Raw genomic sequence first — 25371 nt, 5'->3', positions numbered from 1 at the left:
TATCAGTCTTAGCAGTATGCTTGACAATCTCATTGTCGGCATCCCAAGCACAGTCGGCGGCGCCATTCAGCTACAAGGTCGAAGATAACAAGCCAGTCAAAGAAGCGTCAGTTCAAACAGTGTCGTTTGACAAGATCGCCGGCATGGACCAGGGCGCTGTCAAAAGAGTTAATGCTGCCTTGATAGCAGCTTCTGCCGCATTCGGCAGAGAGGCCAAGAAATGCGGTGTCGCTGCTCAGGGGCACCCGTGGGAATACAAATCAGCTCTTGAAAAGGTCTTGCTATCCGAACGGTATATGAGCGTTGTTTTCACCAAGTCAACTGTTTGCGCCGGATCTCCCGACATAGAAAAAGAAGCTCGTGTATTTTCGCTCCCAAATGGCAATCTCGTCCCAGCCAAAGCCTTATTCAAGCGAGTCTTCCCAACAGCGAAACTCGCCACCGGCGTCTCGAAGAACAAAGAGTTAATAGATTTAGATGAGGAAATGGTTGAGTCCTTGATTAACGACAGTAAAGTGGCATTAAAAAGCTATGACAGCCGGTGCGAATTTTACCTAAAAAATAGCTCGTATCGAATTTGGATGGACGGAAAAAACTTAATCCTATTCCCTGAATTTATACAACCTCAATCTTTCTGCCAGAAAGAATATTTGATTCAACCCGAGGATTGAATTTTCATGTCGCTCAAGATTATTGTAGTTGGGGACTCGACTGATCACGGCGGTAAGGTGATCAGCGGCTCGCCACTGCACGATGTGGACGGGAAGCCCATTGCGCGGCTTGGCGACCAAGTGGAGTGCCCGCAGCTCTACCCGGGCGGTAAACCGCACGGGGTCAACAAAATCATCACTGCCAACCCCACCTTGACCGTGGGGGGCGTTGCCGTAGCTGTGGAAAACTGTATTACTGAATGCGGATGCAAGTTGATCGGCACGCACCGGGCCAGTGTGGGCTGAATGATTCCAGCGGTCGAGGATGTTTTACGCAAGGCGGTCATTGCGCAGACCAGGAAGTTCGTCGTATCCGTCAAGGTAAACAACCATGCGACCTGATCATGGGTTCAACGTCCGCGCTCTGATAAGTTGCGGCGCGGGGTTCCAAGCACGTTCCCTACGGCACCAAAAATAACCGATGGCCCTGCTTTTCAATGTGCCGTACTTGTGACGTGACTCCCGATAAGTACCATCCCTCCCCTTGAGTGTGACTGCTTATCGCATCTGGCAAGCGTTGCAAGTCATTGATTAATAAAGGTTATTCGTACCGACCCAGCGACTTTTAATCCGTTGGTCGCTGGTTCGAGCCCAGCACGGCCTACCAAGATTCAACGAAAACGCCAGCTTTCATGAGCTGGCGTTTTTGTTTTTGCCCTTCAGAATATCTTGTTGCCCTTCAGCAACCAATTAGCATCCCCGGCTACTTATACTTGGTAGCGTCAATACGACAACCGAACATCGTATCCGCCATCCGCCGGGAGCCATCATGCGTACCTTGTCGACCCTGCTTGCCGCCACGTTTGCCGCCGCCTTCGTCCTGGGCAGCTTCGCGATCACCGCCGCGACGCCGCCGGTACGCGCGGACCGACGCGGACGCTAGCCGGACGGCGGCCGAGCCGCTATAATGCTGCCTCTTCGGGTCGTTAGCTCAGTTGGTAGAGCAGCGGACTTTTAATCCGTTGGTCGCTGGTTCGAGCCCAGCACGGCCTACCACGAATACTCAGAAAGCCCACGGCCTGGTCCGTGGGCTTTTTGTTTTCCAGGATTTTCAGATCCACTCCATGCCCAGCGCATTGGCAATATGACATTGTTGCCATAACATAGATAGCCGCCGTCGCAGGGAGGGATTTCGTGCCAACGTCCACCGCATTCGACCGCGCGAGGCGCACGCTGTCCCGGATTGCCTTCGTCGCCGCCCTCCACGCGCTGGTCCTGTTCGCTTTCGTGACCGCCGATCGCATCGTGCTTCCGCAGACGCCGTACACCGTCATGCTGCTGTCCAACGTCGCGCCGCAGGTCGCCGAGCCACCTCCATCTCCCCCGCTGCCGCCGCGGCGCAAGAACAAGCCCCGGCCGCCGGCGCGTGAAACCGCAGCGCCGCCGCCGCGCGACATCGAGGTCGTGCCGCGCACGGAAGTGGCAGCCACCATCGTCGCTATTCCCACGCAGGTGGAACTGGCCGGCGGCAAGCCTGACGGCACCGGCACCGCCGGGGCGGGCGACCAAGGCGAGGGAGTGGGCGGCGGCGCTGGCGGCCGCGTTCCCGTCAAGGTGCGGGCCGTCGTCAATCCCGATAACTGCGAACGCCCGCGGCTGCCGCGGTTCGCCGAAGAGCGCCGGGTCGCCGGCAACGTCATCCTGGCGGTGCTGATCAACGTCGATGGCTGGGTGACGGATGCGCGCGTCGCCCGCTCGAGCGGCGAACCCATCCTCGACCGGACCGCGCTGGCCGCTGCGCGCAAATGCCATTTCGTGGCGGCCACGATCGACAAGGTCCCGGTCCCGTCGTGGGAACCTTTCCGTTTTTCGTGGGTAAACCGGTGACGTCCTATCCCTTGCATTGCGGCAAAGACATGTATACAGTGTACACATGACCACGAAAGAACGCATTCTCGCAATCGCCATCAGCGAACTCGAAGCAAAGGGACTGGACGGCCTAAGCCTGCGCGCCGTCGGCCAGAAAGCCGGCATCACGCCGATGGCCGTGTACCGCCACTTCGCGGACAAGGCCGCCCTGTTGCAGGCCGTGGGCGCCCATGCGCTCGAGATGTGGCAACGCCGTGTCCAGATGTTCGCCGGCCTGCCGCTGCTGGCCGGATTCGACGCCCTCGCGACGGCCTTCGTCGATTTCGCGCTGGACGAACCGGCGCTGTTCGACGCCGCCTTCGTGCTCAAGACACGCGCCGAACGCATCTACCCGGAAGACTTCGAAGCGGGACGTTCTCCGGTCATCGGCGGCTTCGCGCAGCGCCTCGCGGAGGGCCAGGCGGCGGGACTCGTGCGCGCCGGGCCGCCGCTGGAACTGGCGATGGGCGTGTGGGGCGTGCTGCAGGGACTCGTGGACCTGCACCGCTCCGGACGGTTCAACCTGTCGCGGACCGAATTCACGGCGCTGTGCCTGCGCTCGGCGGCGCGCATCTACCTGAAGGGAGAGCAAGAATGACGCGATGGCACATCCTTACCGCGCTGCTGTGCGGCGCCGTGCTGGCAATCAGCCGCGACACGGGACAGTTCGGCTGGCTGGCGCTCGCGGCGTTCGTGCCGCTGCTGGTGATGGCCCTGCGCGCGCCGCGCCCACGGGACGTCGCCCTCCTGCTGTTCGTGCCCGCATGGATGGGCGAGGCGGGCCCCATGTGGTTCTATGGCCGGCTCCTGCCGATGGTCTATGGCCTCGCGGTCGCCCAGGCGCTCGTGTTCATGCTCGCGGCCCTGTTCATGCGCGCCCTGTATCGGCGCTTTCCGGCCGGCGTGGCCCCGCTCGGATTCGCCGCGATGCTCGCCGCCATCGATTACCTGCACAGCCTCGTGTCGCCGAACGGCAGCTTCTTCGCCCTCGGCTACACGCTGGTCGACGTCGTGCCGCTGCTGCAGACGGCAGCGCTGGCCGGCGTGGCCGGCCTCTCCTTCCTTGCGGCCGTCATTCCCGCCGGGCTCGCCGTCCTGTACGTGAGGCCGCGCGACCTGTCCGGGACCCTCGCATGGTCGGTGCCCGTGCTTGCGGCGCTGGCCTACGGCGTGTGGCAGCTGGCGCAGCCGGCCGGGCCAACCGTGCGCATCGCGCTGCTGAGCGACGACCGTTACGCCGGGCGCGTGTTCAATCACCCCGAGGCGGCACCGGAAGTCGCGGCCGCGTTCGCGCGCCAGGTCGCCGCGGCGGCCGCGCACGCGCCGGCGGCCATCGTCGTGCCGGAAAAAATCCTGGCGGCCGGCACGGTCCTCGCGCCGCCGGCGGGCAGCGTCGTCGTCGCCGGTCTCGACGGGCCCGCGCCCCAGGGCGGCCGGCTGAACATCGCCGCGCTGTACCGGCCCGGCGCGCCTGTCGACACCTACCTGAAGAAGCGCATGGTGCCGGGCTACGAAGCGGACTACGTGCGGGGCACCGGCGAACTGGTGACGCGGCTCGGCGACGTGCATGCCGGCATCGCGATCTGCAAGGACATGGATTTCGCCCAGGACCTGCGCCTGTACGGCCGGCGCGACGTCGGCCTGATGCTGGTGCCCGCGTGGGACTTCGACCGCGACGCCTACCTGCACGGCCGCATGGCCGTCGTGCGCGGCGTCGAAAACGGATTCGCCGTCGCGCGCTCGGCCTCGCAGGGCCTGATGACGCTGAGCGATGCGCACGGCCGCATCGTCGCCGAACGCCGCACGGCGCACGCCCCCCGCATGCTCGTCGGCGACCTGCCGACGGGGCGCGGCGGCACGGTCTACAGCCGCATCGGCGACGTGTTCGCCCAGGTTGCCGTGGCGGCCTGGCTGGTGTTGCTGGCCCTGCTGGCCTGGCGCTGGCGGCGTGTTCAGGACAGGCCGGCACGCCGCATGTAGATATCGAGCGCGTCGACGTGGGCGGAGCCGGCGATGGCGCCGACGTAGCCGTCCGGACGCACCAGCACGAGTTCCCCGGGCTGCAATCCATAGGCCGCCTCGGCCTGGCCATGCACGTCCACCACGTCGCCGCGCGCGCCGAACAGGTGCACGCGCAGGCCCGCGCGCCGCAACGCCTCCGCGACGCCGGGCGGCACGTCCCGCCCCAGCAGGGTCCAATGCGGCCCCGCGAACAGCGTGAAGAGCCGGGTGGATTGCCCGCCCGCACCCAGCACGACGGCATCCGGCGCCCGCTCGCCGGCCTGCACACCGTGTGCACGCGCCGGCTGCGCGAACGCCAGGGGCGAATCGGGGTACGCCAGGTCGAGCTGCCGCGTCTCGCGCCCGCGGCGCATTTCTCCGCCGCGGCGCGCGGCGTCCAGCAGCGCCGTGGACAGCTGCAGCATCGCGGCGGCGACGGGGCGGCGCTCCGCCTCGTACGTGTCCAGCAGATCGTCCGGCGCGCCCGCGAGCACGGCCGCCAGCTTCCAGCCGAGGTTGTACGCGTCCTGCACGCTGGTGTTCAATCCCTGCCCGCCCGTGGGCGGATGCGTGTGGGCGGCGTCGCCGGCAAGGAAGACGCGTCCCACGCGATAGCGGTCGGCCAGGCGTGCGTTCATCGTGTACGCCGAGGCCCAGGACACGCTGTCCACGTGCACGTCGTCGCGGCCGGTCCGGTCCGTGACCAACGCGTCGAGAGCCTGCGCCGACAGGTCGACGTCGCCCTCGGGCGGAACCGGCGCCTGGATCTGGAACAGGTCCGTGCCCGCGAGCGGACACACCTCGAGCCGGCGCGCCATGTCGTCCCCGTTGAAGCGATGCCAGGCGTCGCGATCAAGGCCCGTCAGGGCGGCGTCCGCCACCAGTGCCCGCACGCCCAGCGTCTTGCCGGGGAAGCCGACGCCGAGCAGATGGCGTACCGTGCTGCGCCCGCCGTCCGTGCCGATGACGTAGCGCGCGCGCAGGCGCGACTCGCCGCCGCGGCCCGCGAGCGTGACCGTGACGCCATCCGCGTCCTGCTCCAGGCCCGTGAGCGCAAGGCCGAATTCGACCCGCTGTCCCAGCTCCAGCAGGCGTTCGCGCATCACTTGCTCGGTCAGGGATTGCGACAGCATCAGCGGCGTGGCGTAGGGCTCCGCCGGCGTCGCCGCCTGCGCCGCGGCGGTCGGGGCATCGGCATGGCTGCCGTCCGCGGCGTGGATGCGCTGGGGCGGATACGGCCCACCCAGCGCCACCGCCCGGTCGACGATGCCGAGGTCCTCGAAGACTTCGAGCGTGCGGGGCTGGATGCCCTTGCCGCGCGAGCCGTGGAATGGCGTGTCCTGCCGCTCGACCAGGCGGAACTGGACGTTCCGCCGCGCCAGGTCAAGGGCCAGGGTCAGGCCGGCGGCACCCGCGCCGCAAATCAGTACATCGGTATCGAAGTCCATGTCGCTCTCCCAGTGTCTTATGTGTAAAATGCACATAACTGGAGAGGAGTATATGGCAACGAAAAATAATGTGCAAGATACACATATATCGGCGCGGCTGCGTGAATTGCACACGTCGCTGATCGGCATCGTCAGCGCGATGAACCGGCCGCAACGCGACGAGGAGCTTATCCGCCAGGCCGGCGTCCGCCTGGACCGGGCACTGTTTCCGCTGCTGGTCGGGATCGAGCGGCTGGGGCCGATCGGCGTCGTCGAGCTGGCCGAACGGTCGGGACGCGACTACACCACCGTCAGCCGCCAGGTGGCCAAGCTGAACAGCCTGGGCCTCGTGGAACGGCGCGCTTCCGACGCGGATGCGCGGGTCCGCCTGGCCTCGATCACCCCCAAGGGCAAGGCCATGACGGACGCGCTCGACGCCGCGCGCGACAAGATGGCCCGCGCCGTCTTCGCGTCGTGGGACAAGGAGGATTTCGACAACCTGGTGCGGCTGATGCGCCGGCTGGCCGACGCGATCGACCAGCCGCCGGCCCCGCCCGGCGATGCGGGCTGACCGGCCGGCGCCTCAGCGCTGCGCCATCTTCGCCGTCACCACGATGATCTGCGCGAGGCGCGGATCGGTAACGTCGCTCGGCACATAGCTCATCATCATGTCGTCGCGGGTGTCGCCCTTGTTGAATTCCATGATCACGTTGCCGTCGCGCGAAACGAAGCGGTCGGGCGATTGCGCGATGAGGCGCATCGGACGCTGCTTGTCGATCTGGGCGACGATGCCGTCGCGCGCCGGCTTCACCTTCAGGCGCCAGCCGTTCGACAACGCGTACGCGCCGCTGACGTCCTCGGCCTGGTAGTCCCAGATGCGGAATGCCGGACGCGGCTGCGCGGTCACCTCGACGCGCGAGATCGGCGTGTCGTCATTGATCGGATAATTCCCGGACTGCGCGCCGGCACCGGGCGCGAACAACAGCAGGGATGCGGAAAGTGCCAAGGGAAGCGGACGCATGATGTCTCCTTCGGATCGTGGTGGACAATGCCGCGGTCCGGGTCTTTGCCGGCGGCGGCAATTCAGTCTAGGGCGCCGGTTGGCAGCCACAAGGACGGCGAGGGCCGCATCACGAAACAGTCTGTATTTACGCTAAATCAGATCGATGAGAAATGACACGCATGCGCCGGCGACGGGCGGAATCCCGTATCGCTATGCGCGGCTGCGCGATCGGATATGCACGTCATCGCGGCGTGCTGAATGACCCGTCAAGCGGATGCGTCGCCGTCTACCACGACACGGTTGCGGCCACCACGCTTTGCCGCATACAAGGCCTTGTCCGCGGCCTCGATCAATGCGGGAACCTCATGCAGGCGTTCACGATCAAAGCTTGCGACACCGATGCTCAGCGTGACCATCGGCCAGTGGGCCGCGGGCGCGTGCGGCAGCGCCAGTCCGGCCACGTGGTCGCGGATCGCGTTGGCGTGCAGCCTGGCCTGCTCGAGCGACGTGTCCGGCAGGATCGCCGCGAATTCCTCGCCACCATAGCGTGCCGCCACGTCGGCCGGGCGCTTGAGTTTGGCAGCGAGGGCTTGCGCCACGGTGGACAGGCAGGCGTCGCCCTGCTGGTGGCCGAAGTGGTCGTTGTAGGCCTTGAAGGAATCGATGTCGATCAGCAGCAGCGACAGCTCGCCCTTCGCGCGTTGCGCGCGACGCAGTTCGCGGTCCAGCGCGACGTCGAAGTAGCGGCGGTTGGCGATGCCGGTCAGGCCGTCGACGTAGGACCGGGCGCGCAGCGATTCCGCGTGGTCGAGGAGACGCTTTTCGCGTTCCACGGCACCGCTGACGTCGCGGATCTCGATCATGCAATAGCGCTGCTCGCCATCGCGGAACGGCGTCACCGTCACGGCCTGGTCGATGCGCGGCCCGTCGAAGCTGCCAGTCTCGCGCAGGGGAAATGGGGCCCGGCTTTCCGATTGCGGGATGGTCGTGCTCGCGCCATCGGCCGATGGCGACAATGCGGCCAGCACGGCCGCTTCGACGCGCGACCCGCGCAGTTCGGGGAACACCTCGAACAGCGAGCGCTCGCGCACGCGCGCGGCGGCGCGCGCGGAACGCGGCACCATCCAGCCGTTCCAGAGCACGATCTTGTGGTGGGCGTCCAGCACGATGATCCCGCTGTTGACGAGATTCAGGGCGCGCAGGGAGAAGTCGGTGGCGGTATCGGAGTCGGTCGGGATCACGGCACAAATTAATATCTGAAAATCAACTGATCATACCGGAAATCAATGTCTATGCGGCACTTTGGAAGGCCGACATTTGCTTGGGCACCTCAGCAATTGTTGCCAATTTTCACGAAAGCACTTGGCCGTGTCCCGATGAGCCGCTATAATGCTGCCCGTCGGGTCGTTAGCTCAGTTGGTAGAGCAGCGGACTTTTAATCCGTTGGTCGCTGGTTCGAGCCCAGCACGGCCTACCACGAACACCAGAAAGCCCATGAACTTCGGTTCGTGGGCTTTTTGCTTTTCCGCTCTCTGTCAGATTCTTCCTATCCCTCCTCTCGGAATTAGTTGCACCGGCCAATTAATTGGTTCTAGTCAACAAATTCAGTATTGCACGTCTTTACACTGGGCCGCTCGGGCGCTCTGCCAAGCATTCCCTCAAGGACCTGCCATGTTGCCGAACAAGGAAACGTCTCCATCCCGTCACCTGTCGCGTGCGATCGGCCTCCTGGCGGCTGGCGTCCAGGCCGGCGCACTGGCGCAGCAAGGTCCCGATTTGAACGCCCTGCCCCTCGAACAATTGCTCAACCTCGAGGTCGTCACGGCGTCGAAGATTCCGCAGAAGATCAGCGAGGCACCGTCGTCCGTCACCGTGATCACGGCCGAGGACATCCGCCAGCGCGGCTATCGCACGCTCACGGAGGTGCTGCAGAGCGTGCCCGGCATGACGGTGTCCTACGACCGCAACTACAACTACGCGAACATCCGCGGCCTGGGCAATCCGGGCGACCTGAACACGCGGCTGCTGGTCCTGATCGACGGCCGGCGCCTGAACGACGTCGTCTACGACCAGGGCGCCATCGGCACCGAGTTCCCGATCGACCTGGCCCTCATCGACCGCGTCGAGTTCGTGCCGGGTCCCGGTTCCGCCATCTACGGCAGCAGCGCGTTCTTCGGCGTGGTGAACGTGCTCACGAAAAGCGGTGGGGCCCTCAACGGGCAGACCGTCAGCGTGGGCCGGTTCACGGGCCGCGGCCGCGAAGTGCGCAACACGTACGGCAGCGGGACGCCGGGCGGCACCGAGCTGCTGCTGGGCGCGTCGGTGTACGACAGTCCGGGGCGCGACGTGTACTTTCCCGAATACGACGACGCGGCCAGCAACCACGGCGTCGCCACCGGGATCGACTACGACCGCTATCGCCGGCTGTTCGCGAAACTGAGCGCGGGCGGCGTCGTGGCCGAGGCCTATTTCGGCAGCCGCACGAAAGGCATTCCGACGGCGTCGTACGGCCAGCAGTTCAACGATCCGCGCAGCTGGTCGCTGGACGAATACGCGGGCGCCGCCCTGTCCTGGCACCGCGCCGTCTCGGAGACGCTCGACCTGTTCGCCGGCGTGAGCGTCGCGCGCTACCGCTACAAGACCCTCAACGTGACCGGGTCCGCAAGCGAGGGGCCGACGCCCAGCATCGATACGGCCGAGAGCCTCAGCAGCGGTGCGGAGGTGCGCGTGACCAGCAGCGCGCTGCGCGGCCACAAGCTCATCGCCGGCGCGGAATACACGCGCGACAGCAAGCGGCAGATGGCGAACTACGACGTCGATCCGTACCTGCTCAACCTCGACGTCGCCCATCCCAAGCGGCAGGCCGCCGTCTACCTGCAGGACGAGATGCGGCTCGGCGAGAAGCTCATCCTGAACACGGGCGTGCGCCACGACTACGATTCCGAAGGCGGCGCCACGACGAATCCGCGCGTGGCCCTGCTCTACAAGACGGCGAGCCAGGTGACGCTCAAGGCCTTGTACGGCACGGCCTTCCGCTCCGCCAACGCCTACGAACGCTATTACACGTTCGACTTCCGGGCGAATCCGGCGCTGCGCTCGGAGCACATCAAGACCTATGAACTGATCGCGGAATATTTTCCGACCGACCGCTTCCGCGCCACCGCCTCCGTCTTCCAGTACCGCATGCGCGACATGCTGGCGCTGGCCACCGATCCGGTCAACGGCATGCTGGTCTTCTCGAACATCGAGGCCGCCCGCGCCACGGGCATCGAAGTGGAAGCGGAATGGCTGCGCGAGGACGGCAGCGCCGTCAAGGGCAGCGCGAACGTGCAGTCGGCGCGCAACGACGCCGGTGGCGCATGGCTGCCCAATTCGCCGCGCCGGCTGTTCAAGCTGAATGTCGCGCTGCCGCCGCTTGGCGACCACCTGCGCGCGCATGCCGAGTACCGCTACACGAGCCGGCGCCGCACGGTGCGCGGCGGCGAGGTGGGCGGCTTCGGTCTCGTCGACCTGAATCTCGTCGGCACCCTGGGCTCGCACGTGGAGCTGTCCGCGGGCGTGCTCAACGTCTTCGCCAAACGCCATGCCGATTCCGCCAGCGAGGAACACTACGACAACGGCACGCCGCCGCGCCACCTCGGCGCGATCGGACAGGACGGGCGCACGCTGCGTTTCATGGCGACTGTCAGGTTCTGACGATGATGCGGCCCAGCCTCGCACGCCTCCTGCTCCTGTGCTGCCTGCTGCCGGCGGTTGCCCATGCCCAGGCGGCCGACGAATACGCGGCCAAGGCGGCGTTCATCTACAACATCGCGCAGTTCAGCACCCTGCCGAACATGAACGGCGTCGTGCGCCTGTGCGTGCTGGGGCGCGATCCGTTCGGCAGCGCGCTCGCCACGCTCGAAGGCAAGCCGCTCGGGAATGCGCGCCTGTCCATCGTGTATCCGCACTCGGGTCCGGAGGCGCTGATGCAATGCCACATCCTGTACATCAGCGCGTCGGAGTCCGACGACATGACGGCGCTCGCCGACAGCGCCCGCGCGGCCGGCGTGCTGACGATCGCCGATACGCGGGGCGCCGCGCGCAAGGGCGTGATGCTCGAACTGGTGCTGGACGACCGGCGCATCGCCTTCGAATTCAACGGCGCCGCGGCGCGCGGTGCCGGCGTCGTGCTCAGCTCCAAGGTGCTGCGGCTGGCGCGCGCCATCTATTAGACCCGGAAGGCCCGCATGGAACAACTCATCGAATGGATCAACCGGCAGGCACTGAGCACCAAGCTCAAATGGACCTACCTCGTCACGAGCGGCGGCGTGATGCTGCTGTCGACGCTGTTCCTGATCGGCATCCAGCTGTACTTCTTCACGGCCGCGCTGGTGCGCCAGACGCAATCGCAGGCGACGATGGCGGGCGAGAACCTGACGGCCGCCATGGCCTTCGCCGATGCCGAGGCGGCCGGCGACATCCTGTCCGCGCTGCGCGTGGCGCCGGACGTGCAATCGGCCGTCGCCTATGACGCGAAAGGCAAGGCGTTCGTCACCTTCGTGCGCGATCCGCAGTCGCCGCCCGCCGCGCACGACCCGCGTGCGCGCGAGACGGAGGTGGATGTCCGCGGCGTCAGCGTCACGCGCCGCATCCAGGTCGGCAGCCGCCTGCTCGGCACCGTGGTCGTGCGCAGCAGCGTGACGAGCGTGTACCGCCAGCTCGCGCTGTACCTCGCGCTGGCGCTGCCGATGACGCTGGCCCTGCTCAGCCTCTCGTACTACGCGCTGTCGCGCCTGCAGCGCTATTTCACGGCCCCGATCCGGGCGCTGTCGGCGGTGAGCGAGCAGATCTCGCGCCAGGGCGATTATTCGCTGCGCGCCGAGGTGTCGCAGGCGGCGGACATCGGCCTGCTGGCGCGCACGTTCAACGGCATGCTGGACCGCATCCAGAAGCGCGAACTGGAACTGGAAGCGGAGATCAACGAACGCAAGCGCATCGAGGTCAAGCTGGACCGGCTGGCGCACTACGATCCCGTCACGCAGCTCAACAACCGGCACTTCTTCAACGAGCGGCTGGAATCGGTCCTCGCGCGCGCCCGCAAGTTCGACGAGCGCACGATCCTGATGTTCATCGACCTGGACAACTTCAAGACCGTCAACGACACGCTCGGCCACGACATCGGCGACGAGCTGCTGCGCCTCGTGTCGCGCCGGCTGTCGGAGACGCTGCGCTTCGGCGACGTGCTGTCGCGCATCGGCGGCGACGAATTCGGGATCATCCTCGAGAACGTGAGCCAGGTCGGCGTCGCGTCGCTGATCGCGGAAAAATGCCTGCTCAAGCTGGCCGACCCGATCCACATCCACGGCCACGACATCCACATCGGCGCGTCGATCGGCATCAGCGTGTACCCGGACGACGCGACCGACATGCACGCGCTGCTGAAATACGCGGACACCGCGATGTACTACGCGAAGAACGGCGGCAAGAACGCGTGGCGCATGTTCACGCCCAGCATGCGCGACGACGCCCATAAACGCTTCAAGCTGGACAACAACCTGCGGCGCGCGCTGGAACGCGACGAGTTCGTGCTGCACTACCAGCCGCAGGTCGACCTCAAGACGGGCGACATCGTCGGCGTCGAAGCGCTGATCCGCTGGATCCATCCGCAGCTGGGCATGGTCAGCCCCAACGACTTCATCCCCGTCGCGGAGGACACGGGCCTCATCGTGCCGATCGGCGAATGGGTACTGCGCGAAGCGTGCCGCGACCTGAAGCGCTGGCACGCGGAAAACCACCTGCTCCGCATGGCCGTCAACCTGTCCGGCCGCCAGCTCAAGGAAAACAACCTCGTCGCGGCCGTGCTGGCGACCTTGCGCGAGGCCGACGTCGACCCGTGCTGGCTCGAACTGGAACTGACGGAGAGCATGCTGATGGACGCGTCCACCGACATCGTCGACCGCCTGCACGCCCTGACGGACGCCGGCATCCAGCTCGCGATCGACGACTTCGGCACGGGCTATTCGTCGATGAGCTACCTGAAGACCTTCCCCGTGCGCGCACTGAAGGTAGACCGCAGCTTCGTGCGCGGCCTGCCGCAGGATCCGGAAGACGCGGCCATCACGCGCGCCATCATCGCGATGGCCAGGAGTCTCAGGATGGAGATCGTGGCCGAGGGCATCGAGACGCAGGAACAGCACGACTTCCTGCGCGCGCACGGCTGCGACAAATCGCAGGGCTACCTGTACGGCCGGCCGTGCCCGGCCGCGCAGATCGGGCAGTTGCTCGCGCGCTCGGGCGCGGGCATCTGCGCCGTCGACTGAGACCCGATCACCACTCGACCACGACGGACGTCATGGCCGGCAGCGCCAGCGGCGCGCGCAGGTCGACGGCGGCGCCGGTCAGCACGTTGCGGCCCTGGCGCGCCTGCTTGACCATGCCGGCGAAGCGCGCCAGGTCCAGCTGCGTGGCCTGCGGATTCTTGTTCAACACGACCATCACCGTCTGCCTGCCGTCGTGGCGGAAATAGACGTAGTGGCCGTCGCTGGGCATGTAGTGCGTCAGCTTGCCGGTCTTGACGGCGGAACTGGTCTTGCGCCAGTTGAACAGCGTGCGCACGAGGTGCTGCATGTCGCGCTGGGCGTCCGTCAGGCCCGTGCCCGTGAACGCGTTCACGGTGTCGCCCGCCCAGCCGCCCGGCATGTCCGCGCGCAGCACGCCGTCGGTACGCTGCTTCGGTCCCTGGATCAGCATCTCGGTCCCGTAGAACACCTGCGGGATGCCGCGCGTCGTCGCCATCAGGATCAGGTCCGTCTTCAACAGGTCGACGTTGCCGTCCACCTGCGCCAGCGCCCGCGGGCGGTCGTGGTTGTCCGGGAAGACCATCAGCTTCAGCGGATCCGCGTACAGGTAGTCGGCCGCGATGGTTTCGTAGATCCTGATGAGTCCCTGGCCGCTGTCTTCCGGCGCCGTCAGCGCTTTCGGGGCCGCGTCGACGAGCGGGAAGTCCATCACGGACGGCAGCTCGGAACGGAAGCCGTCGCGGTTGACCACGCCCTTCTGCCAGTACGCGACCATGTACGGGCGGTCGTCCATCTCCTCGCCGACGACGTTCAGGTGCGGATACTCCGCGCGCACGGCGCGGTTCCAGTCGTTCAGGAAGGCCGGGTCGGCGTACGAATACGTGTCTTCGCGGATGCCGGACAGGTTCGCGTACTCGATCCACCACAGCGTATTCTGGATCAGGTAGCGGGCCACCAGCTTGTTCTTCTGGTTCACGTCCGGCATCGTCGTATCGAACCAGCCGTCGACGAAGCCGGCCTTGTCTTCCGGCGCCGCGTGGATGTCCTGGGCCACCGTGTGCTGGTTGTTGGTCTTGACGAACCGCGTGCCATGGTTGATCCAGTCGGACGACGGCATGTCGTGCATCCACCAGTGGCCCGTGCCGATATGGTTCACCACGACGTCGTGGATGACGCCGATGCCGCGCGCATTCGCCGCCGCCACGTAGTTGCGGTAGTCCTCGTTGCTGCCGAAGCGCGGATCGATCTTGTAGTAATCGGTCAGCGCATAGCCGTGGTACGAGTACGCCTGCTGGTTGTTTTCCAGCAGCGGCGTGGGCCAGACCATCGTGAACCCGAGGTTGCGGATGTAATCGAGCTGCGCCTGCATGCCCGCCAGGTCGCCGCCGTGGCGCCCGTCCGGATTGCCGCGGTCGCTCTTTTCGCGCATGCCCGCATCGTCGTTGGCCGGGTTCCCGTTCGCAAAGCGGTCGGGCACGATCAGGTAGACGGCGTCGCCGGAATCGAAGCCGCGCCGTGCCGCCGAATCCTTGCGGCGCGCGTCGAGGCGATACGGGACGGTCGTCACCACGTCCTTGCCGCGCTTGAACTGCAGTTTCAGTTCACCGGGCTTCGTCGTCGCGCCGATCTTCAGGTTCACGAACAGGAAGTTCGGATTGTCCGTACGCTCCACGCTGGCGATGCGCACGCCTGGGTAAGCCAGCGCCGGCTCCAGTTCGGCGATCTTTTCGCCATGCACCATCACCTGCAGGTCGGACGACTTCATGCCGACCCACCAGTTCATCGGTTCCACGTGCTGGATGGCGTACGGCGCGGCGCCGGCCCACAGCGCGGGCAGCATGGCCGAGATGGCCAGGACGAGCTTCTTCATGTTATCTCCATAGTAATTTGTAGTAAAGTAACATGATCATAGATAGTAATTCAAACCATATCGGGTATTTTTTGTAGTTTTACTTCGTTAAGCGATCCAGGCGGAAATACAGTAAGCTGTACCCCCCATGCCGCAGACCATCCTCACCCCCGTCCACCACGAACTGATCATCAAGAAAAGCCGCTTCATCGCCTGCATCCAGCCGATGCCCGACCGGGCCGGCGCGCAGAAGATCGTCGCCGGGCTCAAGGCTGCGCATCCCGGCGCCGCGCACGTGTGCTGGGCGCTGCTGGCGGGCGGGCAATCGGCCGCCGTCGACGATGGGGAGCCCAGCGGCACGGCCGGCCGGCCCATGCTGGACGTGCTGCGCCACCAGGACCTGGAAGGTGTACTGGCGACCGTCGTGCGCTATTTCGGCGGCGTCAAGCTGGGTGCGGGGGGCCTCGTGCGCGCCTACACGGACAGCGTCGCCCAGGCGCTGCTGGGTGCGCAGAAAATCGCCATCATCCGCCAGCGCCACCTGCGCTGCGACGCGCCCTACCCGCTCGAAGGTCTCATTCGCCGCGAACTGGACACCGCCGGCGCCACGCTCGATGCCGTCCAGCATGCGGACGCCGTCTCGTTCGCCTTCCACCTGCCGGACGACAAGGCCGCGGCGCTGATCGCCCGGCTGAGCGAGGCCGGCAATGGCCGCATCCATTGGCGCGCGGAAAACGACGACCCGCAAGCAGACTCGGCCTGATACCGCTATCATGTGAGGCTATACCGGACATCACGACTCAAAAGCGGACTCGCCTGACGCGAGCCGCCATAATGTCCGGCTTCCTCCAGCAAAGACTACACACATGATCAAGAAAAGCCTGGCGCCCCTGGCCCTGGGCGGTTTCGGTATCGGCATGACGGAATTCGTCATGATGGGCATCCTGCCCGATATCGCGACCGGCCTCGACATTTCCATTCCCCAAGCGGGCTATCTGATTTCGGCGTATGCGGTCGGCGTGGTCGTCGGCGCGCCGACGCTCGTCAGCATGCTGTCGCACCGCCCGGCGCGCAGCGTGCTGATCTGGTTCATGCTGATGTTCACGGCATTCAACGCGCTCTCGGCCTTCGCACCGAACTTCCACACGATGCTGCTGTTCCGCTTCCTGGCCGGCCTGCCGCACGGCGCCTTCTTCGGCGTGGGCGCCGTCGTCGCCACGCGTCTCGCGGACAAGGGCAAGGAGGCGGCCGCGCTCGCCAGCATGTTCTCCGGCCTGACCATCGCGAACGTGCTGGGCGTACCGGCCGGCACCTGGCTCGGCCACAACATGAGCTGGCGCTTCGTGTTCCTGATCGTGGCCGTGATCGGCCTCGCGACGATGATCATGCTGCACAAGCTGATCCCGTATTTCGAGGCGACGCCGGGTGCGGGCCTGCGCCAGGACCTGAAGATCTTCCGCAAGCCGAACCTGTGGCTCGCGCTGGGCATCACGTCGATCGGCACGGGCGGCTTCTTCGCCTGGCTCAGCTACATCGCCCCGCTGCTGACGGACGTGACGCACTTCCACGCGAATACGATCCCGCTGATCATGACGGCGGTCGGCGTCGGCATGACGGTCGGCGTGAACGTGGGCGGCAAGCTGGCGGACCGCGTGCCGCCGCTGACCGCGATCATCATCCTCCTGATCACGATGGTCGCGCTGCTGTGCATGAACGCGCTGCTGGCGTCGTCGCAGCCGGCGATGATGGTGCTGGCGTTCGCCGTCGGCGCGAACGCGCTGGCGCTGGGCCCGCCGATCCAGATGCTGCTGATCGAGCACTCGCGCGAAGCGGAGATGCTGGGCTCGTCGCTGGGCCAGTCCGGCTTCAATATCGGCAATGCGCTGGGTGCGTTCCTCGGCGGGATTCCGCTGACGCTGGGCTATTCGTATGCGTCGCCGCAATGGGTGGCGGCGAGCCTCGCGCTGTCCGGCGTGGTGCTGGCGCTCGCGATGCGGGCGCATGGCCGCCGCGTCGCGGTGGCGCTGCCTGCTTGAAACACCGACGGATCAGGCGCGGCGGCGCTTCCGTCTCGCCACACCCGCCGCCGCGAGCCCGGCCAGCACCAGCGCGATGCTGCCCGGTTCCGGCACTTGCGCCGACGCCGCGTCGGTGCCCTTCTCGAGCTTCAATCCGGCGATATCGACCGGATTGAAGTAGTGGTTCGAATTCACCTGCACCGTGGACGACCAGGTATCGACGACCACGTTCCCGTTGATGACGCCCCAGTTCGCCGACTGCGTCGCATACGGCGCCAGCACGCTGCCGATCACGCCGCGCACGTCGATGGTCTTCGCTTCGTAAAAATTAAACAGCACGTTGTAGCCGGCGAGCGGCTCGAAGCTGATGCCGCCATTGTTGAAGGTGCCCGCGTTGCCGCTCACATTGAAGACGAGCGTCTCGCCCGGCACCAGCTTGTCCAGCGTCCAGCTGCTGGAAGTGGCGAACAGGTCGGACGACACGTTGAAGATGTCGACGCCGCCGCGGCCGCTGCCCGTCACCTGCACGCCGCTCCACAAACGCGTGACGGCGCCCGTCGGATCGAGGGCGGACAGTGCGTCGGCGACGCCCTTGTAGTAGCTCGTCGCCCCGTTGAAGTCGACCGGATTGGTGGCGGCCATCTGCGGCGTCGCGGCCCACGTCAGCCCGGTGGTGCCGCCGACATACGCTTTGCCGTTCTCGATCGAACCGCCCGTCAACGACAGGTTGCCGCCCGCGACCAGCGCATAGCCGTCCTTGCCGAATGCGTTCTTGCCGTTATGGTTGATCGAATAGCTGGACACCGTCACATTGCCGCCCGCCACGACCGCGCCTTCAACGTCGCTGGACGGCGCCGTGAAGTCGTGGATCGCGTACAGGTTCGCGCCGCCGACCGGCGCCATCAAATCCAGTACGGTCGCGTGGGCGGAACCGGAACCGAGGACGGCGATGGCGAGGGCAAGCGGGGCAATACGCATGATATTTCTCAATAGAAATGTATGATTCTCTACAGTATCATCGTTTCCGGCAATTTCGCTAGAATTTTTCCTCTTATTCCCCCTGCATGGCCGCCGTGCTCGTCACCGTGGCAAATTCGCCATGCAGGCTCGCGACCGCCGTCGCATGCATCTGCTCCGCGCTGAACCACGTGCCATCCGGCCCCGTGCGCTCATGCGTGGCGCAGGCATCCTCGACGAGGAACGTTTGAAAGCCTAGATTGCCGGCCATGCGCGCCGTCGTCGACACGCAGTGGTCCGTCGTCAGGCCGCACAGCACGACCGTCTCGATGCCGCCCGCGCGCAACCGCGCCTCCAGGTCCGTGCCGATGAAGGCACTGTTCACATCCTTCGGAATGACGATCTCGCCCGGCAGCGGCTGCGCTTCCGGCTTGAACGCGTGGCCCGGCGTGCCCGGATGGAACGCGCCCTTGTCGCTGCGCGAGCCATGCTGGACGTGGAACAGCGGCCGTCCCGCTTTTCTCCAGGCGGCCAGCAACGCGGCGATGTTTTGCTCGGCCTGGGGGTGATTGCGTCGGCCCCAGCGCGGGTCGAGGAAGCCCTGCTGGACGTCGATGATGACCAGGGCGGCATTGGCGAAGGTGTGCATGGGTATCCTTTCATGAAAAACCACATGGTCGCCGCCGCACCGCCATGACGCTACCGAAATGCCGGATAATTGCCGGTTCATCCATGACAGATTTCGATGGCTCATGAAGCTCAGCCAACTTCACATGCTCGTCGCGGTGGCGGACCACGGCAGCTTCAGCGCCGCCGCGGCGGAACTCGGGTGCACGCAGTCGCGCATCAGCCATGCGATCGCGGAACTCGAACGCGAACTGGACACGCGCCTGCTTGCGCGCGCACGTGACGGCTCGCTGCCCACCGAGGCCGGCCTGCGCGTGCTGGACAAGGCGCGCGCGATGCTGCGGCTCGAAGACGCCCTCCGCGCCAGCGTGCGTGACGACGACGCCATCGAAGGCCGGGTGCGCATCGCGTGCTTCCGCAGCATCGGCACGCACCTGCTGCCGTATGTCGCCGAAGCGCTGGCGGCCCGCCATCCGCAGCTCGTGCTCGACATCGACGACGGCTGCAACGACCGCCTGGAAGTCGTCGCCGCGCTGCGCGCCGGCCGCGCGGACGTCGGCATCGCCCAGTTGCCCGTGGAAGACGGCTTCGTCGTCCATCCGTACGTGGCCGACGACTACGTGCTGGTCGTCCCGGCCGCGCGCGCGTTCACGCTGCCCGTGACGTGGGACCAGCTGGACGGCCTGCCGTTCATCCGCCTCGGCTGCTCGGGCGCGGACGCGATCCTCGCCCGCTGCCGCGCGGCCGGCCTCGCCGCCACGGCCGAGCGCACGCTGGGCAACGACACGAGCATCGCGGCGATGGTGGCGCGGGGCATGGGCTGGTCGATCCTGCCGCGCCTCGCGACGTATCCCGAGCCGGACGAGGTGCGCGTGCTGCCCCTGCCGATCCCCGCCCGGCGCCAGTTCGCGCTGGCGGGAGCGCGCGACACGATGCGTAGCAGGCATGTAAAAGCCGTGCTGGACGTGCTGCGCGACCGCCGGGTGCTGGCGGCCACGCGCGCCGGCCAGGCAGGCATCCTGCGCTGGACATGACACGCTGCGCAGCGTGCCCGATTACATGTGCGGCAGCCACATGCCGGCCGTCGCCACGACGACGCCCGCACCCGTCGCCAGCGCCAGCCCGGACATGACGAACGCCATGCCCCATTGCCGGAGCGCGCCGCCGCGCGCACGGCAATACAGGTACAGTTCAAGGACGGCCAGCGGCAGCAGGAACTGCGCGAACGCGAGGAAGCTGAGGAACGGACCACGAAACGTGTCGGCGTCGAACCCGGCGGGTCCGCGGTTCAGCGCCAGCCAGAACATCAGTCCGACCCGGAAGAACCAGACACCGCCGACCGCAAGAAACAGGCGCACCGCCCAGCGGCGGTGCGCCGCGACGTCGCCCGCGACGATCCGCTGCAGCGCCAGCGCCGCGCAGGCCACGACGACGACACCGTTGAGGCTCGTACCCAGGTGCTGGACGACGTCGCCCACGGCGCCACGCCACCAGACCATGTAGATGCCCGTGACGCCCGCGACGACGGCGGCGCCGAGATAGAACCTGCCGTTCCAGCGGTGGAACGCGGGCATGCGGGCACGCAGCCGGGGAACCAGTTGCAGCGCGCCGCTGCACATGACGAGGGCGGCCACCAGCACGTGGGCAATGGTGGCGGCGTTGCCGGCGGGGTCGCCGTCCACGTGCCCGTGCGTCATCACCGTGTTCCATTGCCCGCTGTGCCCGCGCAGCAGCGCGCCGCCATACAGCGCCACGATATACGCCGCGAACACGAGCTGTCCGGCCACCGTGACCAGGAACCACAGCGTCGTCGCCCACCGCAACGCGCGGGCAGCCGATGCGTGCGAGGTGCCTGCGCCCCGTACCGCGAGGAATGCACTACTGGGTACCATCATGCTTCTCCATGGAGTGATCGATGCCGCAAGGTAGCCGCGCCCACGCTCCCGGCCAAGGCGGCCGGCGCAACCATGCGACCAATGACGGTTTCGGGGGCTTGAATGGCGGTCGCGTTGCAGGTATCGTGGTTCGATGTCTGCGACGACACCTCTTCCACGCCCGGCCACGAACCTCCTGCCGACGGCACGCCAGTGCGCCGTCGTCGCCATCTTCACGCTATCGCTGTCCTGGCTGCTGCACGTGCTGAGCGGCACTCCGTATCTCGGCGTCTTCGGCCGGATCGGCTTCATCGGCGCGGCCCTGCTGATGGCATACTCGATTGCCGGAGGCGTCCATCCGCGCTGGATGGGGGCGGGCCCCGCCCGCCTCGCGGCGGTCGTCCTGACGGCGCCCGTGGCGGCCCTGGTCACGGCGCTGGCAACGCAACGGGGCCGTTTTCTCGCCTACCTCGGGGATACCCAGACGCTGGTCGGACACGTTCTCATGGTGGTCCTGTCGATCTTTTTCGGCGTGCTGTTTTCCCTGGTCGCGATGCGCAACGAGCGCAAGGCCCGCGAGCGCGCCGACCAGCTCGGGATCGAACTGGAAAAGAACCGGCTCGAGCGCGAACTGCTGGATGCCCGTTTGCGCATGCTGCATGCGCAAATCGAACCGCATTTCCTGTTCAATACACTTTCCAATGTCGAGGCCCTGGTCGCGGCCGGCTCCCCCAACGCGGGCCCGGTCCTGCGGCACCTCATCGCCTACCTGCGGGCGGCCATGCCGCGCCTGAACGATGCGGATGCCACCCTGGAGACGGAACTGCAACTGGTCCGTTCCTACCTGGAGCTGATGCAGCTCCGCATGCCGGACCGTCTTCGATTCACGGTGTCGGCTCCCGCCGGCGCGGGAACGCTGCGCTTTCCCGCCATGGCGCTCCTCACGCTGGTCGAGAACGCGATCCGTCACGGTATCGACCCGAACATCGATGGCGGACGCATCGACGTGGGCGGCCGCCTCGACGACACGGCCGGAAAGCTGGTTTTGTGGGTCCACGATACCGGCAAGGGAATGTCCGAAACCGCGCAGCCCGGCACCGGGCTGTCGAACCTGCGCACCCGCCTGCACGCGTTCTACGGCGACGGCACACGCGTCGACCTGCATGAGGTGGAGCCGCATGGCCTGCGCGTCGAACTGCACTTTTACGCTGGAGGGAAAGCATGAAGCGGTACACCGGGCTCATCGCCGACGACGAGCCGCTGCTGCGGGAACGCCTGCGCACCCATCTCGCCGTGTTGTGGCCCGCGCTGGAGCTGCTCGACGACGCGCGCAACGGCCCCGAGGCGCTCGACCTGTTCGACCTGCACCGGCCCGACGTCGTCTTCCTCGACATCCACATGCCCGGCCAGAACGGCATCGACGTCGCGCGCCAGCTTGCACGCCGCGCCCATCTCGTATTCGTTACGGCGTACGAGCAGTACGCCGTGCAGGCGTTCCAGCAGGGCGCCATCGACTACGTCGTCAAGCCGATCGACCGGGCGCGCCTGGCCGATACCGTCGAACGCCTGCAACGTCAACTGGCCCTGCCGCTCCAGCCGGATGCCGCACTGGAGGCCATGCTCGACCAGCTCGCCGGCAGGCTGGGACAGCGCATGACACCATCCTTGCCCTGGCTACAATGGATCAAGGCGTCGGTCGGCAACAGCTTGCGGCTGATCCCGGTGGACCAGGTACGCTTCCTGCGAGCCGACGACAAGTACACGCGCGTCGTATGGGAAGAAGGCGAGGCGCTGATCCGCAAGAGCATCCGCGAACTGGCGGAGCAGCTGGACCCCGCGCGTTTCGTGCAGACGCACCGGTCCGTGATCGTCAACCTCGGATGCGTGAGCGAGGTCGTCAGGGGCGTGAACGAGACGGCCGACCTGCACATCCGCGGCAGCAGCGAGGTCTTGCCCGTCAGCCGTCATTACCTGTACCACTTCCGGCAAATGTAGGCGCGAACGGCTGCCATGACCTCCGAGGTCATGCCGGCATGACCTCGCACGTGATTGAGCGCGATGCGCCCACCCGCCACACTGTGGTCTCCGATTACCAGGGAGACCACCATGTCCGACCAGATCCTCAAAGCCCGCGCGCTGCGCGCACTGCACACGCCGGGCGCGCCGCTCGTTCTCTTCAACTGCTGGGATGCCGGCAGCGCGCAAGCCGTCGCCGCCGCCGGCGCGCGGGCGATCGCCACGGCCAGCTGGGCCGTCGCCGCCGCCAACGGGTATGACGACGGCGAACAGCTGCCCCTTGACCTGGCCATCGCCAACATCGCACGCATCGCCCGCGCCGTCACCTTGCCCGTGACCGTCGACCTGGAGCGCGGCTACGGCGCCACGCCGACCGGGGTCGCCGACACCGTCGCGCAAGCGATCCGCGCCGGCGCCGTCGGCTGCAACCTCGAAGACGGCAGCGCGGCCGGCGGCTTGCGCGATCCCGGCGAACAGGCCGCGCGCCTGCAAGCGGCACGCGACGCCGCCGACGGGTTCGACGTCCCGCTCTTCATCAACGCCCGCACGGACGGCTTCCTGCTCGCGGCACCGGGCGATCACGACGACGTCCTGCTCGACGCCACCCTGGCGCGCGCCCGCGTGTACGCCGCGCACGGGGCCGATGGCCTGTTCGTGCCGGGCCTCGTCGATGCGGCGCTGATCGAACGGCTCGTGCAGGCATCGCCCCTGCCCGTCAACCTGATGGCCGCCGCCGGCACGCCACCCCTGGCCACGTTGCGCGCCCTCGGCGTCGCGCGCCTGAGCCACGGCCCCGGCCCGTACCTGCAGGCGATGCGCGCACTGGAAGACGCCGCGCGCGGCGGCGCCGCATGATGCCGGCCCGGCTCGCGCTCGCGGCGGCGCTCATGCTGCCCTCCGCATTCACGTCGGCATCCGACCACCTGGATTCGCCGAAGGTCATCGCGGACCCGCGCGTGGATATCGGCGACATCTACGCGTGGACCTCGGCCGACGGCCGCCGGCTGAATCTCGTGATGACCGTCGTCGGCCACGCGCTCGACAGGAATGCGGAATACGCGTTCCACATCGACAGCGGCCCGCGCTTTCCCGACACGACGGCCCGCACCGACATCGTGTGCCGCTTCGCGTCGAAGACGCAGGCGGACTGCCTGATCGGCCGCGACGAAACCATCCAGGGCGACCCGGGCCGGCTTGCGGGACTCGCGAGCGCGAGCGGCCGCAGCCGGCTGTTCGCGGGCCTGCGCGACGACCCGTTCTTCAACAACGTGAAGGGTTCGCGCGCCGCGTTCGACCTGGCCGCGGCGGCGCTCCCTCGCGTGGCGCGCGATGCGGCGGGCTGTCCCGCGTACACGCCGGCGCAGACGGCCGCGATCCTCGACCAGTGGCGCCACACGGACGGCGGCCCCGCCCGCAATTTTCTTGCGGGCTGGACGCCGATGGCGATCGTGCTCGAGGTCGACCTGGGCCTCGTCAACCGTGGCGGCCCCGTGCTGGCGGTGTGGGCCGATACGCGCGTCGACGACGTCCGCATCGACCGCATGGGCCGGCCGCTGACGGGCAACGGCCTGCTCGCGCACCTGGGCAGCGACGAGGACGCCGACGCCTACAAGCTCCGCTACAACGCGGCGACACCGGAGACGGCGGCCGAATTCGTGCCCGTCATCGCAAAGTCGCTCGCGCTGTACGACGGCTACGACGGCCGCTGCGGCAACCAGCTCATGATCGACGCCGCCGCGCCGCCCGGGCAGCGCTACCTGCCGCTGGCCCGGTTGCTGGCCGACGACCGGCTGTGGGTCGACAGCGCGGTCGCCACGTGCACGCAGTTGTTCGGCGTGGAGCTCGGGCTGCACGACTGCGGCGGCCGGACACTCCATTACGACGCGGTGAACGTGTACCGCTCGCTGCTCGCCGGCGGGACGAACGATGCGGTCACGGACGGCGTGCGCGCGGACGACCAGCCGCACTCGGACACGGTGTTCCCGTTCCTGTGAGGGTGTGCCTGTTCCTCATCCTGTGCCTGTGCATGCATGCCCGCGCACACGACTTCTGGGTCAATCCGGACAGCTTCGTCGTGTCGGTGGGCGCCAGCACCGCCCTCAGCATGCAGGTCGGCCACGGCGACGCGCGCCGCACGTCGATGATCCCGTCGCGCCGCATCCAGCGCTTCGCCGCATGGACGCCGGCCGGCGAGATCATCGACCTGCGCAACGACGGCAGGCTCGCGCCCGCGGAGCCGGGCCTGCATCTGCTGGTACTGGAAACGGACGCGGACGCGCTGAGCCATCTGCCGGCCGACCGGTTCGACGCCTACGTGCGGGAAGAAGGCTTGTGGCCCGCGGCGGCCGCGCGCGGACGCGATGTCTTCGAACGTTACCGGCGCGTGGCGAAGGCGCTCGTGCAGGCCGGCGCGCCCGGCGAAGGCAGCCAGGACCTGGCCATGAAGCGCCTCGGCCTGCCGCTGGAAATCGTGTTGATGACATCGCCGTCGGACGGCGGCATGCTGGCGGCGCAAGTCATGTTCAAAGGCTGTCCGTTGCGGCGCGCACTAGTAAAACTGACGGACCTCGACCACGACGCGCAGCCCGTCGCCGCGCAGGTCACGGATGGCGAAGGCCTCGTGCGGCTGCATCGTCCGCCGCCGGGCCACTGGCTGCTGAACGTCGTGTGGACCACGCCGCTGGGCGGTGACGAAGGCATCGACTACGACACGATCTTTTCGAGCCTGTCCTTCGGGATCGACCCATGACCTCGGACGTC

24 protein-coding genes and 2 tRNA genes are annotated in these 25371 nt (G+C 66.9%); 19 read left to right on the top strand and 7 right to left on the bottom strand.

Features of this window, described 5'->3' with window-relative positions:
- Nucleotides 1-20 precede the first annotated feature (20 nt).
- The 6 genes from QPK29_RS13690 to QPK29_RS13665 all read left to right on the top strand — a co-directional run bounded on the left by QPK29_RS13690 (nucleotide 21) and on the right by QPK29_RS13665 (nucleotide 4538).
- On the top strand, nucleotides 21-671 hold the full coding sequence (locus tag QPK29_RS13690; protein WP_371769158.1) for a hypothetical protein: 651 nt from the start codon (nucleotides 21-23) through the stop codon (nucleotides 669-671).
- Nucleotides 672-677: 6 nt separating this feature from the next.
- Nucleotides 678-956 carry a PAAR domain-containing protein gene (locus QPK29_RS13685; RefSeq protein WP_371769157.1) on the top strand — a complete coding sequence of 93 codons (279 nt, stop codon included), beginning with the start codon at nucleotides 678-680 and terminating at the stop codon, nucleotides 954-956.
- Nucleotides 957-1630: 674 nt separating this feature from the next.
- A tRNA-Lys gene (locus QPK29_RS13680) sits at nucleotides 1631-1706 on the top strand.
- A 138-nt stretch (nucleotides 1707-1844) separates the two neighbouring features.
- Entirely contained in the window at nucleotides 1845-2537 is a 693-nt protein-coding gene (locus QPK29_RS13675) for an energy transducer TonB (protein ID WP_371769156.1), read from the top strand.
- Between the two features lie 46 nt (nucleotides 2538-2583).
- The gene (locus QPK29_RS13670) at nucleotides 2584-3156 is read left to right on the top strand and encodes a TetR/AcrR family transcriptional regulator (protein WP_056130846.1); all 573 of its coding nucleotides are present in this window, start codon (nucleotides 2584-2586) and stop codon (nucleotides 3154-3156) included.
- Complete coding sequence (locus tag QPK29_RS13665) at nucleotides 3153-4538, top strand: hypothetical protein (protein ID WP_371769155.1); 1386 nt, start codon at nucleotides 3153-3155, stop codon at nucleotides 4536-4538. Before QPK29_RS13670 ends, QPK29_RS13665 begins: the two co-directional genes overlap by 4 nt.
- Here the strand turns inward: QPK29_RS13665 and QPK29_RS13660 are convergent.
- Nucleotides 4511-6007, bottom strand: coding sequence for an FAD-dependent oxidoreductase (locus QPK29_RS13660; protein WP_371769154.1), 1497 nt, complete (start codon nucleotides 6005-6007; stop codon nucleotides 4511-4513). The two genes, QPK29_RS13665 and QPK29_RS13660, sit on opposite strands and share 28 nt — an antisense overlap.
- Before the next feature lie 70 nt (nucleotides 6008-6077).
- Here QPK29_RS13660 and QPK29_RS13655 point away from each other — a divergent pair, with 70 nt between their 5' ends.
- Entirely contained in the window at nucleotides 6078-6557 is a 480-nt protein-coding gene (locus tag QPK29_RS13655) for a MarR family winged helix-turn-helix transcriptional regulator (RefSeq protein ID WP_307168428.1), read from the top strand.
- A gap of 12 nt (nucleotides 6558-6569) precedes the next feature.
- Here the strand turns inward: QPK29_RS13655 and QPK29_RS13650 are convergent, their stop codons facing one another.
- Both QPK29_RS13650 and QPK29_RS13645 read right to left on the bottom strand, forming a co-directional pair.
- A complete protein-coding gene (locus QPK29_RS13650) occupies nucleotides 6570-7007 on the bottom strand; it encodes a hypothetical protein (RefSeq protein ID WP_371769153.1) in 438 nt (145 codons plus the stop codon).
- 248 nt (nucleotides 7008-7255) lie between these two features.
- Nucleotides 7256-8230, bottom strand: coding sequence for a diguanylate cyclase (locus QPK29_RS13645; protein WP_371769152.1), 975 nt, complete (start codon nucleotides 8228-8230; stop codon nucleotides 7256-7258).
- A gap of 160 nt (nucleotides 8231-8390) precedes the next feature.
- Here QPK29_RS13645 and QPK29_RS13640 point away from each other — a divergent pair.
- From QPK29_RS13640 to QPK29_RS13625, 4 genes are all read left to right on the top strand, one after another.
- Nucleotides 8391-8466, top strand: a tRNA-Lys gene (locus tag QPK29_RS13640).
- Between the two features lie 194 nt (nucleotides 8467-8660).
- Nucleotides 8661-10685, top strand: coding sequence for a TonB-dependent receptor plug domain-containing protein (locus QPK29_RS13635; RefSeq protein ID WP_371769151.1), 2025 nt, complete (start codon nucleotides 8661-8663; stop codon nucleotides 10683-10685).
- 2 nt (nucleotides 10686-10687) lie between these two features.
- Nucleotides 10688-11203, top strand: a complete 516-nt coding sequence (locus tag QPK29_RS13630; protein WP_371769150.1) for a YfiR family protein — start codon at nucleotides 10688-10690, stop codon at nucleotides 11201-11203.
- 15 nt (nucleotides 11204-11218) lie between these two features.
- Nucleotides 11219-13291, top strand: coding sequence for a putative bifunctional diguanylate cyclase/phosphodiesterase (locus tag QPK29_RS13625; protein ID WP_371769149.1), 2073 nt, complete (start codon nucleotides 11219-11221; stop codon nucleotides 13289-13291).
- Between the two features lie 7 nt (nucleotides 13292-13298).
- Here QPK29_RS13625 and QPK29_RS13620 read toward each other — a convergent pair whose 3' ends face one another.
- Entirely contained in the window at nucleotides 13299-15140 is a 1842-nt protein-coding gene (locus QPK29_RS13620) for a glycoside hydrolase family 13 protein (RefSeq protein WP_371769148.1), read from the bottom strand.
- Nucleotides 15141-15267: 127 nt separating this feature from the next.
- On the opposite strand from QPK29_RS13620, the gene QPK29_RS13615 reads away from it, so the two are divergent.
- Both QPK29_RS13615 and QPK29_RS13610 read left to right on the top strand, forming a co-directional pair.
- A complete protein-coding gene (locus QPK29_RS13615) occupies nucleotides 15268-15882 on the top strand; it encodes an IMPACT family protein (protein WP_371769147.1) in 615 nt (204 codons plus the stop codon).
- A 103-nt stretch (nucleotides 15883-15985) separates the two neighbouring features.
- The gene (locus QPK29_RS13610; protein ID WP_371769146.1) at nucleotides 15986-17155 is read left to right on the top strand and encodes an MFS transporter; all 1170 of its coding nucleotides are present in this window, start codon (nucleotides 15986-15988) and stop codon (nucleotides 17153-17155) included.
- Between the two features lie 12 nt (nucleotides 17156-17167).
- Here the strand turns inward: QPK29_RS13610 and QPK29_RS13605 are convergent, their stop codons facing one another.
- A complete protein-coding gene (locus QPK29_RS13605; protein ID WP_371769145.1) occupies nucleotides 17168-18115 on the bottom strand; it encodes a choice-of-anchor A family protein in 948 nt (315 codons plus the stop codon).
- Between the two features lie 73 nt (nucleotides 18116-18188).
- Complete coding sequence (locus QPK29_RS13600) at nucleotides 18189-18743, bottom strand: cysteine hydrolase family protein (RefSeq protein WP_371769144.1); 555 nt, start codon at nucleotides 18741-18743, stop codon at nucleotides 18189-18191.
- Between the two features lie 103 nt (nucleotides 18744-18846).
- Between QPK29_RS13600 and QPK29_RS13595 the strand changes: the two genes are divergently transcribed.
- Nucleotides 18847-19755, top strand: coding sequence for a LysR family transcriptional regulator (locus tag QPK29_RS13595; RefSeq protein ID WP_371769143.1), 909 nt, complete (start codon nucleotides 18847-18849; stop codon nucleotides 19753-19755).
- Nucleotides 19756-19776: 21 nt separating this feature from the next.
- On the opposite strand, the gene QPK29_RS13590 is transcribed toward QPK29_RS13595, so the two are convergent.
- Entirely contained in the window at nucleotides 19777-20616 is an 840-nt protein-coding gene (locus QPK29_RS13590) for a DUF2306 domain-containing protein (RefSeq protein WP_371769142.1), read from the bottom strand.
- Nucleotides 20617-20749: 133 nt separating this feature from the next.
- Between QPK29_RS13590 and QPK29_RS13585 the strand changes: the two genes are divergently transcribed.
- The 5 genes from QPK29_RS13585 to QPK29_RS13565 all read left to right on the top strand — a co-directional run bounded on the left by QPK29_RS13585 (nucleotide 20750) and on the right by QPK29_RS13565 (nucleotide 25360).
- The gene (locus tag QPK29_RS13585) at nucleotides 20750-21820 is read left to right on the top strand and encodes a sensor histidine kinase (RefSeq protein ID WP_371769141.1); all 1071 of its coding nucleotides are present in this window, start codon (nucleotides 20750-20752) and stop codon (nucleotides 21818-21820) included.
- The gene (locus tag QPK29_RS13580; RefSeq protein WP_056328365.1) at nucleotides 21817-22590 is read left to right on the top strand and encodes a LytR/AlgR family response regulator transcription factor; all 774 of its coding nucleotides are present in this window, start codon (nucleotides 21817-21819) and stop codon (nucleotides 22588-22590) included. Before QPK29_RS13585 ends, QPK29_RS13580 begins: the two co-directional genes overlap by 4 nt.
- A gap of 111 nt (nucleotides 22591-22701) precedes the next feature.
- On the top strand, nucleotides 22702-23466 hold the full coding sequence (locus QPK29_RS13575) for an isocitrate lyase/PEP mutase family protein (RefSeq protein ID WP_371769140.1): 765 nt from the start codon (nucleotides 22702-22704) through the stop codon (nucleotides 23464-23466).
- Complete coding sequence (locus QPK29_RS13570) at nucleotides 23463-24605, top strand: DUF4331 family protein (RefSeq protein WP_371769139.1); 1143 nt, start codon at nucleotides 23463-23465, stop codon at nucleotides 24603-24605. The genes QPK29_RS13575 and QPK29_RS13570 overlap by 4 nt, the downstream gene beginning before the upstream one ends.
- Before the next feature lie 32 nt (nucleotides 24606-24637).
- The gene (locus QPK29_RS13565; RefSeq protein ID WP_371769138.1) at nucleotides 24638-25360 is read left to right on the top strand and encodes a DUF4198 domain-containing protein; all 723 of its coding nucleotides are present in this window, start codon (nucleotides 24638-24640) and stop codon (nucleotides 25358-25360) included.
- Nucleotides 25361-25371: the final 11 nt, after the last annotated feature.

The organism is Massilia orientalis (assembly GCF_030411975.2).
GTDB classification, from domain to species: Bacteria; Pseudomonadota; Gammaproteobacteria; order Burkholderiales; family Burkholderiaceae_D; genus Telluria; species Telluria orientalis.
The sequence above is the reverse complement of the archived record's forward strand: the minus strand, read 5'-3'. Positions and strand labels throughout refer to the sequence as shown.